The organism is Aquimarina sp. (genome assembly GCF_977115655.1).
In genome coordinates this window covers 1-17,820 of sequence record NZ_CDSBKO010000003.1, presented here as the reverse complement: position 1 = coordinate 17,820, position 17,820 = coordinate 1, and the positions used below count along the sequence as shown (strand labels likewise).

The 17,820-nt window shown below is 32.7% G+C and carries 11 protein-coding genes; 6 read left to right on the top strand and 5 right to left on the bottom strand.

The features are described 5' to 3' along the window. Positions 1-10: 10 nt before the first annotated feature. Positions 11-685 carry a tRNA (guanosine(46)-N7)-methyltransferase TrmB gene (gene trmB / locus ACZIYX_RS02060; RefSeq protein WP_462680531.1) on the bottom strand — a complete coding sequence of 225 codons (675 nt, stop codon included), beginning with the start codon at positions 683-685 and terminating at the stop codon, positions 11-13. 304 nt (positions 686-989) lie between these two features. Here trmB and ACZIYX_RS02055 point away from each other — a divergent pair, with 304 nt between their 5' ends. Then, positions 990-2,045, top strand: coding sequence for a glycosyltransferase (locus ACZIYX_RS02055; protein ID WP_462680530.1), 1,056 nt, complete (start codon positions 990-992; stop codon positions 2,043-2,045). Here ACZIYX_RS02055 and ACZIYX_RS02050 read toward each other — a convergent pair. The 4 genes from ACZIYX_RS02050 to ACZIYX_RS02035 form a co-directional block, all read right to left on the bottom strand. Continuing rightward, positions 1,965-3,062 carry a sensor histidine kinase gene (locus ACZIYX_RS02050; RefSeq protein ID WP_462680529.1) on the bottom strand — a complete coding sequence of 366 codons (1,098 nt, stop codon included), beginning with the start codon at positions 3,060-3,062 and terminating at the stop codon, positions 1,965-1,967. The two genes, ACZIYX_RS02055 and ACZIYX_RS02050, sit on opposite strands and share 81 nt — an antisense overlap. Then, positions 3,062-3,745, bottom strand: coding sequence for a response regulator transcription factor (locus tag ACZIYX_RS02045; RefSeq protein ID WP_462680528.1), 684 nt, complete (start codon positions 3,743-3,745; stop codon positions 3,062-3,064). Before ACZIYX_RS02045 ends, ACZIYX_RS02050 begins: the two co-directional genes overlap by 1 nt. Before the next feature lie 202 nt (positions 3,746-3,947). Continuing rightward, positions 3,948-6,335, bottom strand: coding sequence for an anion permease (locus tag ACZIYX_RS02040; RefSeq protein WP_462680527.1), 2,388 nt, complete (start codon positions 6,333-6,335; stop codon positions 3,948-3,950). 77 nt (positions 6,336-6,412) lie between these two features. Next, a complete protein-coding gene (locus ACZIYX_RS02035) occupies positions 6,413-7,615 on the bottom strand; it encodes a porin (protein WP_462680526.1) in 1,203 nt (400 codons plus the stop codon). 496 nt (positions 7,616-8,111) lie between these two features. Between ACZIYX_RS02035 and ACZIYX_RS02030 the strand changes: the two genes are divergently transcribed. From ACZIYX_RS02030 to ACZIYX_RS02010, 5 genes are all read left to right on the top strand, one after another. Continuing rightward, complete coding sequence (locus tag ACZIYX_RS02030; RefSeq protein WP_462680525.1) at positions 8,112-8,471, top strand: toxin-antitoxin system YwqK family antitoxin; 360 nt, start codon at positions 8,112-8,114, stop codon at positions 8,469-8,471. Positions 8,472-8,852: 381 nt separating this feature from the next. Then, entirely contained in the window at positions 8,853-11,663 is a 2,811-nt protein-coding gene (locus tag ACZIYX_RS02025) for a TonB-dependent receptor (protein WP_462680524.1), read from the top strand. Between the two features lie 36 nt (positions 11,664-11,699). Next, the gene (locus ACZIYX_RS02020; RefSeq protein ID WP_462680523.1) at positions 11,700-13,025 is read left to right on the top strand and encodes a hypothetical protein; all 1,326 of its coding nucleotides are present in this window, start codon (positions 11,700-11,702) and stop codon (positions 13,023-13,025) included. Positions 13,026-13,708: 683 nt separating this feature from the next. Then, on the top strand, positions 13,709-16,471 hold the full coding sequence (locus ACZIYX_RS02015) for a TonB-dependent receptor (RefSeq protein WP_462680522.1): 2,763 nt from the start codon (positions 13,709-13,711) through the stop codon (positions 16,469-16,471). A 61-nt stretch (positions 16,472-16,532) separates the two neighbouring features. Beyond that, on the top strand, positions 16,533-17,750 hold the full coding sequence (locus tag ACZIYX_RS02010) for a hypothetical protein (RefSeq protein WP_462680521.1): 1,218 nt from the start codon (positions 16,533-16,535) through the stop codon (positions 17,748-17,750). The last annotated feature ends 70 nt before the right edge of the window (positions 17,751-17,820 follow it).

The window sequence follows — 17,820 nt, the reverse complement described above, 5'->3', positions numbered from 1 at the left end:
GCAATACTGGTTAGGCAATCTTAAAACGAATGTAAGTTATAGGTTTATTTTTTTCCAGATATTGTTTTTCATAAAAAGTTTGGATAGTGGTTACAATTTCGGGAGCTCCTTCATTATGATATACATTATGATTTGCATACAGTACTTCATGCCCTTCGCCATGAAGTAACCCTAATGTATATCCATGCATGAACTCACTATCTGTTTTAAGGTGCACAATTCCGGTAGTTTTTAATATTTTTTTATAGCGTTGCAAAAATTCGTGATTGGTTAACCGATGTTTGGTTCGCTTATATTTAATTTGCGGGTCTGGAAAAGTGATCCAAATTTCGTCTATTTCTCCTTCTTCAAAAATATGTTCAACTAATTCTATTTGTGTTCTAATAAAACCAACATTGTGCATTCCATTTTCGATTGCTGTTTTGGCACCTCGCCAAAAGCGAGCTCCTTTGATATCTATACCTATAAAATTTTTGTTTGGATATTGTTCTGCCAGCCCTACAGTATATTCTCCTTTACCACAACCCAGTTCTAATACAATAGGGTTTTGGTTTTTAAAAAACTTATCTTTCCATTTTCCTTTGTATCCTAATGTATTATTAAGCACTTCCTCTCTGTTAGGTTCTACTACGTTAGGAAAGGTTTTGTTTTCGTTAAACCTTTTTAGTTTATTCTTACTTCCCACTGATTCTTTTATTTCTTTGATTTATCTTATTTGTTCGGGTTGCATGAGGGATAGGAACAAGCTATCTCATAGCGTGGATAGCCCGACCACAGAGCCCGTGCGATGTGGTCATGCCCCAAACCCATTTTTTAAATAGGTAAAAAACCTTATTTGTTTCTAAATATCTTGAACACAAAACAAGGTAAGTTACACTAAAGATAATTTTTTGGTAAAATTAAGGAAATATATGGATAAGAAAATAAGATTACTTTTATTATTAAGAATCAATTTGTTAGTCGGTATAACAAACTAAAAACTAGAACATTTGAACAGAAAAGTACTTGTTGCTCCACTTAATTGGGGATTAGGTCATGCAACCCGATGTATCCCTATTATTAATGCACTTATACAAGAGGGCCTGGAGCCTGTTATTGCCTCTGATGGTGTTGCTTTGTCTTTATTAAAAAAGGAGTTTCCGTTACTAAAAACAAAAGAGCTCCCTTCATACAATATAGAGTATGCCAAAAAAGGAAGTAATTTTAAGCTAAAAATGCTGCTAAACAGTCCTAAAATTGCACATGCAATAAATGCTGAAAAGAAGATTATAAAAAAGATTGTTGAAGAGGAAAAATTTTGTGGTATTATATCCGACAACAGAATGGGGGTGAGACACAAAAGTATACCTTCTGTATTTATTACGCATCAACTAACTGTGCTTAGTGGAAAAACTACCACTATTAGCACCAAGTTACATAATAAGTACATCAAAAAATTTGATGTTTGCTGGGTTCCTGATATGGCAGATGACCCAAATCTTAGTGGCGAATTAGGGCATCCTAAAAAGAGTAGTATTCCTGTTACTTATCTGGGACCGTTAAGCAGGTTTGAATATCAAATTGTGCCCAAAAAGTATGATATCATGGTTTTGCTTTCTGGTCCAGAGCCACAGCGTACCTTATTGGAAAAAAAATTACTGCAGGAGTTTGAGCAAAGTGACAAAAGAATTGTATTTGTTCGCGGGCTTATCGAACAGCATCATAAAACGTATGTAAAAAACAATATTACCATTCATAATTACCTAACCGGAAAAAAACTGGAAGAAACTATTAATAGTAGTAATTTAATTATTTCCAGATCTGGATATACTACGGTTATGGATCTTGCCAAATTAAAGAAAAAGGCTTTTTTTATCCCTACCCCGGGGCAGTTTGAACAAGAGTATCTGGCAGAGCGATTAACTAGTAACAAACTGGTGCCTAGCTGCAATCAAAACGATTTTACATTAACCAAATTAAGAGATTTAAATACCTTTAGAGGGCTTAGTAGTTTTAGTACTGACATCGACTACGGGGAACTTTTTCACTTTTTCCAGAGTAAATGAAAATTCACTTCCTACCCGATAATCACTTTCTACATAGATACGTTCGTGGTGTGCTTCGATGATATGTTTTACAATAGCAAGCCCTAGTCCCGATCCTCCTTCTTTACGAGAGCCACTTTTATCTACACGATAAAAGCGCTCGAATAAACGAGGTATATGTGCCTGCGCTATCCCTTCGCCATTGTCTGTAACTCTAACTATCGCTTTATTACGAATTAAATCCTCGATACTTACCTCTGTAGTACCATCTTCTTTTCCGTATTTAATGGAGTTTACAACTAGGTTAGAAAGAACTTGCTGTATTCTTTCTTTATCAGCATGAACCAGTATTGGTTGTTCATAATTCATATCAAAGGTAAGTGCTATATTTTTTTTTGCTGCTTTCATTTCATAGAGATCAAAAACACTTTGCACTAATTCTACGATATCAAAATTAGTATAATTAAGATTCAGATCTCCTACTTCTAACTTAGTTATCATATCGAGATCGTTTACAATATAAATTAAACGCTCTACTCCTTTGCTTGCGCGATTTAAATATTTATCCAGAATATTTTTATCATGCATTGCCCCATCCAAAAGTGTTAATATATATCCTTGTACGGTAAACAAAGGTGTTTTTAGTTCGTGAGAAACATTACCCATAAATTCTTTTCGATAGGCTTCTCTTACCTTTAAGGTTTCTATTTCTGTTTTTCTTTGTTGTGCAAATTTTTCGACTTCTTTGATAAGGGTTTTCATGTCTGTAGTAACGGGACCACCTCCAATAGTATCTACCCCTAACATTTCGATATCATCATATATTTTACGTACTCTGCGGTAAATAAATTTTTCGACCCTATATTGTATAATCAAAAAACAAATAAGGTAACACCCAATTATAAAACCTACTACAAAAAATGGGTTAAACAAAGATTGGGCATACAAAAAAACGCTCAATACGAGCGTTAATAATACGGTTATATATAAAGACGAAAGGTATGCAAACCTATATGACTTTTTAAAAATTTCTGCCATTAAATTACGAACTTATATCCTACTCCTTTTATCGTTTTAAAACTATTATCGCCAATTTTTTCTCTTAATTTTCTAATATGAACATCGATAGTTCTACCTCCTACAATTACTTCGTTACCCCAAACCTTATCAAGGATATCTTCTCGTTTAAAAACTTTTCCTGGTTTTGAGGCTAATAAAGATAATAACTCAAACTCTTTTCTTGGTAATACGATCTCTTTTTTATCTTTAATGATCTTATATTCATCTCTATTTATTATTAGATCGCCTATTTTTACAACATTATCCGAAGAAGATTCTTCTTTAAGTCTACGTAATAATGCCTTTACTTTGCTTACCAAAACTTTGGGTCGAATAGGTTTTGTTATATAATCATCTGCTCCTGCATCAAAGCCAGCTACTTGGGAATAATCTTCTCCTCGTGCTGTAAGAAAAGTAATGATGGTATTTTGCAAATCTGGTATTTTACGTATTTGCTCACATGCTTCGATCCCGTCCATTTCTGGCATCATTACATCCAGGATAATCAAATGTGGTTTTTTCTTTTTAGCAATTTTCACAGCTTCCAGTCCATTTTCTGCTGTAACAACCCCATACCCTTCTGCCGTAAGATTATATCCAACAATTTCTAAAATATCGGGCTCGTCATCTACTAACAGAATCGTAATATCTTTTTTGTTCATTTTTTATAGAATTATATCACTTTAGGTAAATATACTATGTTAAAACGAAGTTTCTACAACTATAGCACCAGGAAACAATAAACTAACGTAAATACCTTACAGGCATAACAATTATTTAATATTAACCATATTTTTTTAATTTTCAAAAAAAAGACTGAATAATAAATCACCCAGTCTCTCATATCTTTTTATAATAGTTATTTTACTTATGCTCTCTGTATGTTTCTAACAAATTCATTGTTGCGGTGATCAGATCTTTGGTCTCTAATAATAATCCAAAATATAAGGTTGTGTTTTTGGGACTATTTTCTTCGGTTCTAGTTCTGGAAACTTGCTTATCAATTTTTTTGTTTACTATATTAAATAATTCTTGTTTTTCGTTTATGATTACATCAATATTATCAAACTCTCTATCGTTAAATGCTTTTTTAATTTGCCCAAACAATTCGTTTAATTGTTCTTCAATTTCTTTTAAATCTTTGATTTGATTAAATCGAAGTTTTTTGTGGTTATTGTTTACATGTTTATGACTCGCTTTAGAGATATAATCTAAAGATTGGGACATATCTTGTAAATATCCTAAAATATTGATATAAAAATTACTGGCTCCTACGCTAGATTCATCAAGGTTTTTAATAAAATAAAATATATTATCTCTTAAGTGCTCAACTTCTTCATCTAATTTGGCAATTCCTTTTTTAGTTTTCTTTAAAGCTATTAAATCATATTTTACAAGACTATCGATAGTGCTTATATAAATTTTATTTCCTCTGTTTACAAAAGACATAATGTTGTCAGCACTTTCTTCTATCACTCCTTGAATAGAACTGCTTTCAGAATTTTTAAGACTATCTTCTGCTTTTTCTGCTTTTACTTTATTTCTATAATTTATGGTATTTCTTGCCAAAAAGAACACTGCTACTAATAGCAATACTGCTATCATTACAGAACCTCCTAGGTTGATTAAAAATGCAACTGCTGCTGCTGCAACAAAGGCTATTATAGCGGTAAAAAACCACCCTCCAATTACATTTAACACACCTGCTACGCGATAAACAGCGCTTTCTGTTCCCCATGCTCTATCTGCTAACGAAGTACCCATTGCCACCATAAAAGTTACATAAGTGGTAGAAAGAGGCAATCCCATAGAAGTTGCAATTGATATTAAAACACCTGCAACCATTAAGTTTACCGCTGCTCTAACCATATCAAAGGCTGGCATCTCATAGGTTTTATTTTTGGGCAAGTTAATGACCGGTTTTGTAAACTTTTCTTCTATAACCTTCATGGCAAATCCCGGCATTATAGCAGTAAGTCCTTGAGATATTAATACTGTCCCCCTAACTATACCTCTGGATAAAAAATTAGGATTAAAACGTTCTTTAGCTTCCCCCTCTCTGGAAAGGTTAATTTCTGTTTCTGCAACATATCGTGCTTTTTTTGAAAACCACAATGTTAAAACCATTATTAACCCTGAAATAAACAATAACAAAACTGGTGTTTCTACTTTTTGAGCTAAAACATCCATAGAAAATTCTGATGCTGGCACACCAGAAACAACCCAAGCTTCATAAGACTGCCAACCTGCGATAGGAACTCCAATAAAATTTACCAAATCATTACCAGAAAAAGCTAATGCTAAGGCAAAAGTACCTATGATTATGATAAGCTTGTATATGTTGACTTTAAAGAAAGTAACAAGTAGATAAGATAAGGCAGAAAAAATCACAAAACCGGCCAATACTATTTGTAATACACGTGTTTCGAGAAATCCTCTTAAAGTTACTTTAACAGTCCCTGCATCTCCATCAATTTTAAATAAATCTTTTTGGTCTTTTGCTAATTCTTTTACGCTCTCGTAAGCACTACCAAAATAATTATTTGCCCAATCTAATAATCCTTCGGCTCCACCATTATAAACTACATCGACTATAGTCTTAGCATAATTAGTTCCTTTGATTCCTTTTATAAATATAAAATACAAAAGTGCAGTTAATGCAATCCCTCCAAATATAGCTCCAACCCATTTGGCTCTCTTCTCAAAATCATAAGATAGCAGTAAACGAGTAATAAATTGTACGATAGCCCCTACAGAGAAAGCGATTACTACAGATAATAAAATCCCTGTAATAATCTTTGTTGCTGTTTTAGTGTTTATATAATTACCTAAATCAGCAAAAGTATGTTCTGGATCTGCTCCAATTTTTATTAAAGCAATACATACTGCTGCCCCCAACAAGTTAAAAACAATAGATACTGTTGTAGAGGTTGGCATTCCTAATGTATTGAAAAAATCAAGAAGTAGTATATCCGTAATCATAACTGCGACGAAAATTATCATGATTTCATCAAAATAAAATTCACCTGGATTAAATATACCTTTTCTGGCAACCTCCATAAGTCCGCTAGAAAATATAGCTCCTGCAGCAATTCCGACACTAGCTACTATCATTATGGTTCTAAAAGGTACTGCTTTAGAGCCTATAGCTGAATTCAAGAAATTAACAGCATCGTTGCTAACTCCTACAATAAGATCTGCTACTGCTAAAACAGCAAGAGCTACAACCATTAACAAGTAAATATTATCCATTATTTTTCATTTAAGGTGCAAAAATACAATCAATTTTCAGTAAAATGTTATCAAATTGTTATGTATTCAATCTTCATTTAAAAATGTATATCAAACTGCAATCTATACATTAATCCACTACCATTACTATCCTCTGTAGTGTAACTAATATCTGATTGAACTTTTAAGTTATGCCCTACTATATATTTTGATATTCCAAATGTATATTGTTCTTCCAAATTTTTACCAACAATTGCATCATAATTAAGATTTGTATAACGACCTGTTACCTCCCAATTATTTTTCAGCAGATATCCTGCTTGAAAATTTAATGCATTACCAACCTGAACGATATCTCCTGTTGGCTTACCATCATTTTCTACTGCAATAGCCTCATCTGCATACCTATCTGCAAACTCTCCCATAAAAGAAAATCCTCTATACTTAAATACCGCATCAACAAATATTGTAGAGATATTGGTTTCATAAAAACCTGTACTGGTCTTCATATACGTCCCTTGGTTACTCCTGTTTTTAACAGCATCTGCATTAAAATCATAAGTAGCAGCCAACATAAGCTTAGGACTTTGCTCTCTTTTGAGGTCTCCTCCTTTATAATCTCCTTTATTTTGAAATTTCCCAAAAGGTAATAATTCTAATCTACCAGTATATTGATGCCCCCCTAGATTGCCTGTAGTAATATTTCTTCCTTCTCCTTGTGAAACTGAAAACACCTCTCTTATCAAAAAATTATTTGATAGTTTAAAATGATGTCTTAACTGTATTCCAATATCACGATCAATATTAAATCTACTATTTAATCTTGATCGATCTACTAATTGTAAATTCGCAGATGAAATAACGCGCTCTACGTTACCAGGTAGTTTTGTTTGTCCTACCCAAAGTGTGAAGTTTTCATAAAAATTCCATTTTATAACTGCATCAAGTATATATCTAGGAGTGTTACTAGTGTATTCTGATACCCCTGAAAGATCCCGGTTGGACAAACCCAACTCTATTTTATACTGCAACTTAGGACTGTATGCAAAACCACCAAACTTTAATCGGGCCCGTCTAACTAAGAAATTAGTCTTTGGTTTACTAAAATCATCATCGTTGATATCCCATCCTATGGTAGAAAGAAACTGCATTCTGGTTGCAAATCTCATACTCCAAGAACTATCCTTGGCTACTACATTTAAGATTCCTTTTCCAAATTTAGTATTTGTTATTTCCTGAGAATTTACAAAACATACTATAAATAAGAATAACGAAGTGAACGTAATCTTTAATTTTAACATCGATATTAGTTTTTGTCGCCGCAAATAACCAATTCTAATGTTAATAAAATGTTAACCTAACATTAATTTATGTTTACAAATTAACTATATGGATTTGTTTTTCAAGCCTTCATCTCAAAAAAGAAGGCACCTTTTTTTGAGTGCCTTCTCCGTATTTCAAAAATCTAAGTCGACAAAAACTAATATGATTTTTTGATCTACTTTGTCTATTGACATTGCAAAAATATTTCATCGATCATTAATTTATGTTACTTAAACTTTAAGCAATTGTTAAAAGACTTTTAAACTTAGATTTTTAACCCATCAAAGCTGTTTATGCTTTCAAAATTACAAATAATCATTAAATTAAAAACATTTACATACCTATAAATCAATTAATTAAAAGTTTAATGTTAATTAAATATTACCTAAATGTTGTTTAAATGTAAATTATATAGTACTTTTATAAAGCAATACTGAGTCGACATCCCAAATAACAATAAAAACATATAGAATCATGAAAAAGATAATCGTAGCAATTGCCATTTTATTTTCGGCAACCGTAATGGCTCAAGATGTAAAACCTACTTTTGAAAAGCAAGGAAACCTTATTAAAGGTACATTTTATTTTGAAAATGGAACTGTAAGACAACAAGGTTTTTATAACAAAGAAGGCATACTTCATGGAGAATGGAAATCTTATAATACTACCGGAGAAAAAATTGCCATGGGGCAATATGAAAATGGGGTAAAAACTGGAAAATGGTTTTTCTGGAGTGAAAATAAATTATCAGAAGTGAATTATAGCGAAAATCAAATCGCAGATGTAACAACTTGGACTGATAAAAACAATGTAGTAGTTAATTATAAAAATTAGATATTTACTTTAAAAAAACAAAAAAAGAGACTCTTTAAAGAGTCTCTTTTTTTATAGAAAAACATCAAAAAAAACACCTTTCCTTCTATAAAACTAACTTTTCTTCCCTACAAAGTTTTTAATATAATTTTTACATCATATCTTTTACCCTCGTTTCTTAACAATAAAATACACTGTTTTTAAAAATCATCAAATACTCTTTAATAGCTTTTAAACAGCACTTTAACCACAAACCTAACAAATTATTAATGTTAAGAAAACATATTCTAAACACAGGTCAATAACAATTTTCTAACATTAAAATGATTTATAATTAATTTTTGAATAACATCAATTTAACACTAGCATTCGTTCTTTGCACGAAATTTGAGAACAAGTTAGATGAAAAAAATTGTTACATTCTTTGCACTATTTTTTGTAGGAATACTCTTAGCGCAAGAAACAGGTTCGGTTACGGGAACATTATCAGATAAAGAATCTAATAACCAACCCCTTCCTTTTGCCAATGTCTTAATCAAAGGAACAACCAAAGGAACAACTACCGATTTTGATGGTTTATATACTATTGATAATTTACAACCGGGCACATATACTATAGAGTTTAGTTTTGTTGGATATGAAAGCCTGGAAGTTAAAGATATTGAAATTAAATCAGGTCAGACTATTACCGTTAATGGAGCTATAGGTGCAAGTGCAGCAGCTTTAGACGAGGTAATAATTAAAACTACTACCAAAAAAGAGTCTGAAGCAGCCATATTGTTGGAACAAAAAAATGCCGTTACAATTCAGCAAAAAATAGGAGCACAAGAGCTTTCTAAAAAAGGAGTTAGTGATGTTGCTACAGGTTTAACCAAAGCAACAGGTATTTCTAAGCAAAGTGATAAACTATATGTACGTGGATTAGGAGACCGATATAACAATGCCTATCTAAACGGGTTGCCAATACCATCTTTAAACCCTAAATTAAAGCTTATCGATCTGGGGATATTCCCAACAGATATTGTTGAAAACCTGGGGATATACAAAACCTACTCTCCCGATATCTATGGTGATTTTGCAGGGGCTAGTGTAAATATAGACACCAAAGACAGATCAGGAAAAGGATTTTTAGAAGTTGGTTTGTCCTCTGGGATCAACACCAATGCTGTTAGTAATGATTTCTTTTTACTTAACGGGGGACAGTATGACCGATGGGGATTAGATGATGGATCCAGAAGAGTACCAGCTTTTTTAGACATTCCTGAGTATAACTATGTTAGCTCACAAATCGATTACTACCCTTTTCACACTTCTTTTAACCCTCAAAAAAAATCTAATGCCCCAGACGGAGGTGCTAGCATAACCGGAGGAAAAACTTTTTCGATTGGGGAACAACAAAAACTAGATGTTTTGGCAACAGTATCTTTTGGGCAAAACCATAGGACTTCTTTGGGAGGTAAACAAGCAGCCTTTAACTCACAAGGAGAAAGTATAACCGGTCTGGGGAATTTTAAAGAGGTAGATCGATATGAATACTTTACCAACACTACAGTATTATCCAGCTTAGGGTATAGTTGGAACAGTAACAACAAAATCCTTGCAACTACCTTATTTGTTAATGACACAGAAGATGAGTTAAGAGAGTTTAAAGATGGAGTAAGTAGTGAAGATACCGATGTTAAAATACGATTACGAAGAGGTACTTACGAACAAAACACTTTGTTTACACAACAATTTACCGGGGAGCATGCTTTTACAGAAAGCAAATACAAAGTAAATTGGGGTGCAGCATACAACAAAGCAACAGGATTAATCCCGGACAGACGCCAATTAGTATTTACAGAATTAAAAGACGGAAATCTTGTATTAGGTAATCGTACCAGTCCCGATTTGGCAAACAACCAACGTTTTTACCAAGAACTAAATGAAGAAGATTACTCCGCAAAATTAGACTTTGACATTAATTTTGGCAAAGATGAAGAAGATAGTTTTAAAAACAAACTTACTATTGGGGTAAATGCCAGAGGAAAAGACCGTGATTTTGAAGCAAATCAAATAAACTACAACCTCAATAACTTAAGAGAGCAAAATGTGGATTTTAATAATCCGGATGCTTTACTTAATGAAGAAAACCTGTTAAACGGAAGATATGTGGTATTAGAAAACCTGAATTCTACCAGAATTTATGAAGCAGATCTGTTAACTTTGGCTGGCTTTGCCAACCTACAATACGCACTTACCCCCAAACTAACATTTAATGGTGGGCTTCGTACAGAATTATTTGAACAAAATGTTTTCTATAAAGAACAACAAGATTTAGAAAACTCTCCTTTTAGAACTCAAAAAATAGAAGAAACCTTTGTTTTACCAAGTATAAGTTTAAAATACAGCCTAAACGAAACCTCTAATCTTCGTTTTGCAGCCAGTAAAACGATTACTTTACCTAAGTTTACCGAAGTAGCTCCTTTTTTAGATGAAGATGTAACCGAAGCAACATTAGGAAACCCGATTCTAAAAAATTCTGACAATTACAACGTAGACCTTAAATGGGAACATTTTCCTGAGCAATCTGGTGAATTAATAAGTGCTACCCTGTTTGGTAAATACATTAAAAATCCTATCGAAAAAGTATTTGTAGCTTCGGCTTCTAATGTCAATACGTTTATAAACTCCGATAATGCCATTATTTTTGGTACCGAATTAGAATATAAAAAGAACCTTGGTAATTTATTTAAACTAGAAGAAACCATCTGGAATAACCTAAACTTTGGAATCAATGCTACAGTAATGTACACCAAAGTAGAAATTGATCCAACCATTACCACATTTAACGGGTCTAATATTGCCCCAACAAACTTAGACAGACAATTGCAAGGAGCCTCTCCTTTTTTAATAAACTCAGATATCTCTTATTCTAAAGAATTTGAAAAACACAAAATAACCTCTGTAGTAGACTTTAATATTTTTGGAGACAGGGTATACTCTGCCGGAGGTAATGGTGTAGGGGATATTTTTGAAAAAGGGTTTGGGGTATTAAACTTTAATTTCAAAGACGAAATAGGAAAACAAATAGAAATAAGCTTTAAGGCTAAAAACCTGTTAAACCCTGCTATAAAAAGATATCAGGATCAGGAAGATTCAAAACAAGAACTTACAACTTACCAATTTGATAACGGTATCAACTTTAATCTGGGAGTTACCTTTAAGCTTTAATCAAAATCAGAATTAAAAATTAATCATTATAATAAAATGAAAACTAGAAATTTATTTGCAGCAATATTAGTTATAACTGCCTTAATCTTTAATGCCTGTACTATTAAAGAAGATAATATAGGAGATGTTATAATTAATTTGGACAGTTGTGGCGAAAACGTTAATACGGCTATCCTAGAAGGTAAAATCACAGCAGACAGAACACTAAAAGCCAATGAGCTTTATGAACTAAGAGGAGGGGTTTCTGTAGTAAATGGTGCGACACTAACCATAGAACCTGGTACAAAAATTATTGCTGGTAACTCTGGAGGGGTATTTTCTTATCTGGCTATAGAGCAAGGCGCAAAAATTATAGCTGAAGGAACTGCAACCCAACCCATTGTATTTACTTCTAACAAATGTACTCCAAACTCAGGAGATTGGGGCGGTCTGTTACTTGCCGGAAAAGCACCTATTAACCGAGGAACTACAGCTACAGCAGAAGTAGCCAACCTTACTTACGGAGGTACAAATCCTGCAGATAACTCAGGAATACTACGTTATGTGCGCTTAGAGTATACTGGTGGAAAAATTAATGATGATTCAGAATTTAATGGATTGTCTTTATATGGTGTAGGAAATGGAACTACTATTGAATATATCCAAGCATTTAATGGTAATGATGATGGAATCGAATTTTTTGGAGGAACTGTAAACCTGAAATATGCAATCGTAACCGGTGCAGGAGATGACTCTTTTGACTGGACAGACGGATGGGTAGGAAACGGGCAATTTTGGATTGCACAACAAACATCTGCTGCAGGAGACAAAGGAATTGAAGCAGATAACTTATCCTCTGCACCAGATGCAGCTCCTTTTTCTAATCCAACCTTATCCAATATTACTTTAATTGGTGCAGAAGACGGTGATGGTGAAAATAAAGGAATAGAGTTTAGAGCAGGTACAAAAGTGCGTATGTACAATACTATCATTAAAGCGTTTCCCGGAGCAGGAATCGAAGTAGATGATAACCAAACATTAATAAACTTAAACAACAACGAAGTAATTGTTAGAAATTCAATTATAGATAATGCAAAATCCTTTGATTTGGATCATGGTGGTGCTACTGTAGATCTTGCTAATTTTGCTACTTTTAACAATTACACAAAAGATGGTTCCGGAGCTCCATTTAACAATGCAGGAACTCCCGTACCAACCAGTTTTAAAACTAACGGTTTTATAGGCACCTACCAATATACCATTGCTATAGATGGTGTAAATAATTTTGACCCATCTACATTAGGAGCATTTTTTGATGCTGCAAATTATGTAGGAGCATTACAAAAAAACGACACTTGGACATCTAATTGGACACGTTTATAATACACCAATCATATCTATAAAAAAAGCCTGGTCAAGTATAAAAATACCAGGCTTTTTTATACCTGTATACCAAACAAAAAAACAAGGCTCTGGTTTATAATAGCGTTGATAGTTGTGAAAATATACATTTAATTGACTTAAAGATGTTTATCCTATCCTAAATCCTAGTAATAGGTTTACAATTTTTGACTCCCTTCCTTCTGGGATATGCTGAGTTTCGATAAAATTATCCATACTATTATAAACCAGAGCCAAAAACAATTATAAATCCATAAGCATATCCAAACCTAAATCTCTAAAAAAAATACAGGCAACCAATACAAATCTGCTTATATTAGTTTACCTAAGTGTTACCATCAATTCTCTAGGCATACATACATTAACACTGTCGTAACAATTATCTAATAATTTATACAAACAAATACATCTTCACTACTACCTGTTTCTGTCCTTAAATTCAAGTTTGCAAAAAAGACACGTAAAACATCAAAATCCTTATTTTTAAACACATTAAGTTTGATTTTGTTTAAAAAAACACCTTTTCAAAACTACACAAAAACCTTAAAATTCTGACTTTTCAAACTATTTTCCTACATCACAATCCCTTAAACTAACGATAATAGTGAGGTAAACACAATTACTGTAAAACCGTATTTATTTGTATCAGATTTTGAAAATATATAATGAGAAAAACATTTACGGTAATAGCACTATTTTTTATAGGGGCTATTTTTGCACAAGAAACCGGTACTATCGCCGGAAAATTACTAGACAAAGAATCTAACAACCAACCTCTACCTTTTGCCAACGTTGTTGTAAAAGGTACTACCAAAGGATCCTCCACTGATTTTGATGGTTTATATGAAATTACAGGAGTACCCGCAGGGACATATACTTTAGAGTTTAGTTTTACAGGATATCAAACCGTAGAAATACCCAATGTAGTTGTACAAGCAAGCAAAGTAGCAGTAGTAGATGCCACTATGGGAGCAACTGCCGCAGCACTAGATGAAGTAGTTATAAAAGTAGTTACCAGTAGAGAACGAGAAGAAGCCCTCTTAATAGAACAAAAAAATGCAGTAGAAATTAAACAAGCAATCGGAGCCCAAGAATTAGCCAGAAAAGGAGTTAGCGATGCTGAAGCTGCAGTAACAAAAATAACAGGAGTAACTAAACAAGAAGGAGAAAAAAATGTATTTGTGAGAGGGCTTGGCGACCGTTATAATTCTACTTCACTAAATGGATTACCTCTGCCTTCTGATAATCCTACATATAAAAATATAACTTTAGATCTTTTTACTTCTGATATTATTAAGACTATTGGAGTAAGCAAAGTGTTTAATCCTAAGTTATATGGAGACGTATCCGGAGCGAATATTGATATAGAATCAAAAGAAGTTACAGGAAAAGAAGAATTTAAGGTTTCTATTTCTTCTGGGATCAATACTGTTACTATAAAACAAGATAATTTTCTAATTGCCGATGGTTCAAATGGGTTTGGAACTGGTCTTAATAAGAATTTCCCTATTACTGATTTAACTCAATATAATTTTGAAAACAGTCTTGATCCAGATACTCAAAGCACTCCTCTTAATAGTAGCATATCAATTTCTGGCGGAAAGAAATTTGATGTGGGAGATAATAAGCTAAGCATTTTTTTAGTAGGTGGATTTGATAACAATTATCAATTTAAAGAAGGTTTTTCGAAGCAAATTAATGCTATAGGAGGTTTTGGTAGAAATTTGGATGTTAAACAGTTTGAATATAATGTTGCTCAAAAGCTTATGGGTAATTTCAAATATAGTTTTGGTAATGGAAATTACTTAGGAGTTAACAGTATTTATATTCACGATAATACACAAAGTGTAAATAACTATTTTGGTCAACAAGATAGTGTAAGTGATAATCCTGACCGCCCTACTTTTATTAGAAGACAGCAAACTAATAACAATAATGTATTCATCAATCAATTATTAGGTTATTTCAATATAACTAAAAAACTATCCTTAGATTTTGGTGGATCTTTCAGTAATGCAAAAAGTGATGAACCAGATAGAAGACAGAACACTTTTTTACAAATTGATGGAGGTTTTAGAACCACTACAGGAAGTGCAGGACTTAATCATCGTTTCTTCTCTCAATTGGATGAAGACGACATAGCAGGTAAAACTATCTTAACTTATGATCTAAACACCTCCGATAATGAAAATGATAAGAATATAAATAATGTAGAATTAGGAATCAATTATAGAAATACAGAAAGAAAATTTAATTTTTTACAATATAGTACTAATTTTGACAGACAAATTCCTGTTGATCTAAATAATGTAGATGGGTTATTTAATCAGGAATCTATTAACAACAATACTTTTAGTTTGCTTACAGATAGAGGAAGGGCTGATAATCCAAATGCTTTGACTCCTTTCTTTTATAATGGAGACAGAACAATTGTATCTCCTTTCGGTTCTACAACCCTTTCTTTGATTAATAACTTAACACTTAATTTAGGTCTTCGATTAGATAATGTAAAACAAATTGTAGATTATGATACGGAACTAATTAGTAGCGTATCCAATCCTCCTAGTGGTCCAACTGGTAAAATTGAAGAAAATTATATTTTACCAAGTATGAGCTTAAAATATAATTTTTCTGAAAATAGTATTTTAAGATTCGCTGGGAGTAAAACATATACTCTTCCGCAATTCATTGAAGTAGCTCCCTTTTTATATGAAGATGTTAACTTCTCTAGGTTTGGTAATCCTTTATTACAACCATCTGATAATTATAATGTGGATTTAAAATATGAATGGTATCCAAAATCAGGTGAAATCATCGCTATTACGGGATTTTTCAAATACATAGATTTCCCAATAAATACAATTGAGGTTAATTCTGCGGGGAACGATATTTCTTTTGTAAACACTCCTGAAGCTACAGCTTTTGGTGCAGAGTTAGAAATTAGAAAAGAGATATTTAATAACGACTCTAATGGCAGTAATAAACTATCTGCAGGATTAAACATATCCTATTTAAATACAAATCAAACTCTTGAAGATGTTGATACAGATGAGCTAACTGTAAGATTCACGAACGATAAAGATAATCTATCTGGGGCATCAGATTTATTGGTAAATACAGATCTTACTTATAATATTAACAGAGAAAATTACGATCTTTTATCATCTCTGGTATTCAATTATTTCAGCGATAGAATATTTACAATTGGAGTCGCAGGTAGAGAAAATATTGTAGAAACAGGAATTCCAACATTAGATTTTATTAATAAACTGAAATTAGGAAAACATTTTGGAATTTCATTAAATATCAAAAATTTATTAGATCCAGAATTCAAATTAACACAAGATACCACTGCAGGAGAAACTATTGATTTAACAAGTTTCAAAAAAGGAGTCAATATTAGTGCTGGGATCTCCTACGAATTCTAACAATTTTGAACAAATACATAACAATAATTACGCATTTTTAAACTCAAAAAAACAAGAAAACATGAAAAGATTATTTTTATCAAGTTTGGCGATTGCTGCTTTATTAGTAGCTTCATGTAATAGTGATGATGACACTCCAACAACAGGTGGGCCAACTTTAGATGGTATTATTGCAACGCAAAATGATAATGATTTAATTGTAACAGATCTTAAAGGTGATATTACTGGTAATATTACTCTTGCTGCAAATAAAGCATGGAATCTTACAGGCGCATTAGCTGTTAAAGATGGTGCTACTTTAACTATAGAGGCCGGAACAACAATAAAAGCAAATGCTGGTGGTACTAACGTATTTATTGTAGTAGAACAAGGTGGTAAAATTATTGCTGATGGTACAGCTGCTTCTCCTATCAAAATTACTTCTAATGCCGGTAATCCAAGACCTGGTGATTGGGGAGGTTTACTAATTAACGGTAAAGCACCTATTAGTGGTGGAGGTACTTCTACTACAGAAGTATTACCTCTACAATATGGAGGAACTAATGCAGCAGATAATTCGGGTATTTTAGATTACGTAACCTTAGAATATACAGGTGCTCGTATTAACGGTGAAAAAGAGTTTAATGGTCTTACTCTTTATGCCGTAGGTTCTGGAACAACAATAAGCAACATCGCTATACTAGAGAGTGATGATGATACAATTGAGTTCTTTGGTGGATCTGTAAATGTTTCTAATATATTATTAATAAATGCAAAAGATGATATGTTTGATTATACACAAGGATATACTGGATCAGCTACTAATATATATGGTATAAGAACTGCAAGTTTAACAGCCATATCTGAAGACCCAAGAGGTATTGAAGGGGATGGAAATTTAGATGGAAATTCTCCTGCAGATTCTGGGCAATCTAACCCTACAATAGACAAGATAACTTTAGTTAATGCTGGAGTTATTGAATTTGCGGATATGATCAAGATTAGAAGAGGAAGTAACGCTACTATTACCAATGCCTTAGTTGCTTTGGTTGGTAAGGATGCTACTGCTGGTGATTTTATAGATTTTACAGACAAAAAAGGATATGCTTCTAACAATATTAATATAACCGTTACTGGTGCTAAAATTGATATTACTGATATTAAATTTAACGCAACAGAAGAAGGTACTGATATCCCTGCAAATACAGGTACAGTTAATGCTACAGCTGGTGCTACCGGTGGTGCTGATACTAGTGTTTTTGCTTGGACAGGATTCAAATTTCCAACAATAGTTCAATAGTTGAATAAGCTTATTTTTTTAGACACTGTTTCATTAAGTGTGTAACTTAAAATATCGAGGGTTTGACTTT

Coding starts and splice junctions, on each gene's coding strand:
- ACZIYX_RS02050 (WP_462680529.1), bottom strand. CDS start 3,062: ATGGCAGAAATTTTTAAAAAGTCATATAGGTTTGCATACCTTTCGTCT.
- ACZIYX_RS02045 (WP_462680528.1), bottom strand. CDS start 3,745: ATGAACAAAAAAGATATTACGATTCTGTTAGTAGATGACGAGCCCGAT.
- ACZIYX_RS02040 (WP_462680527.1), bottom strand. CDS start 6,335: ATGGATAATATTTACTTGTTAATGGTTGTAGCTCTTGCTGTTTTAGCA.
- ACZIYX_RS02035 (WP_462680526.1), bottom strand. CDS start 7,615: ATGTTAAAATTAAAGATTACGTTCACTTCGTTATTCTTATTTATAGTA.
- ACZIYX_RS02030 (WP_462680525.1), top strand. CDS start 8,112: ATGAAAAAGATAATCGTAGCAATTGCCATTTTATTTTCGGCAACCGTA.
- ACZIYX_RS02025 (WP_462680524.1), top strand. CDS start 8,853: ATGAAAAAAATTGTTACATTCTTTGCACTATTTTTTGTAGGAATACTC.
- ACZIYX_RS02020 (WP_462680523.1), top strand. CDS start 11,700: ATGAAAACTAGAAATTTATTTGCAGCAATATTAGTTATAACTGCCTTA.
- ACZIYX_RS02015 (WP_462680522.1), top strand. CDS start 13,709: ATGAGAAAAACATTTACGGTAATAGCACTATTTTTTATAGGGGCTATT.
- ACZIYX_RS02010 (WP_462680521.1), top strand. CDS start 16,533: ATGAAAAGATTATTTTTATCAAGTTTGGCGATTGCTGCTTTATTAGTA.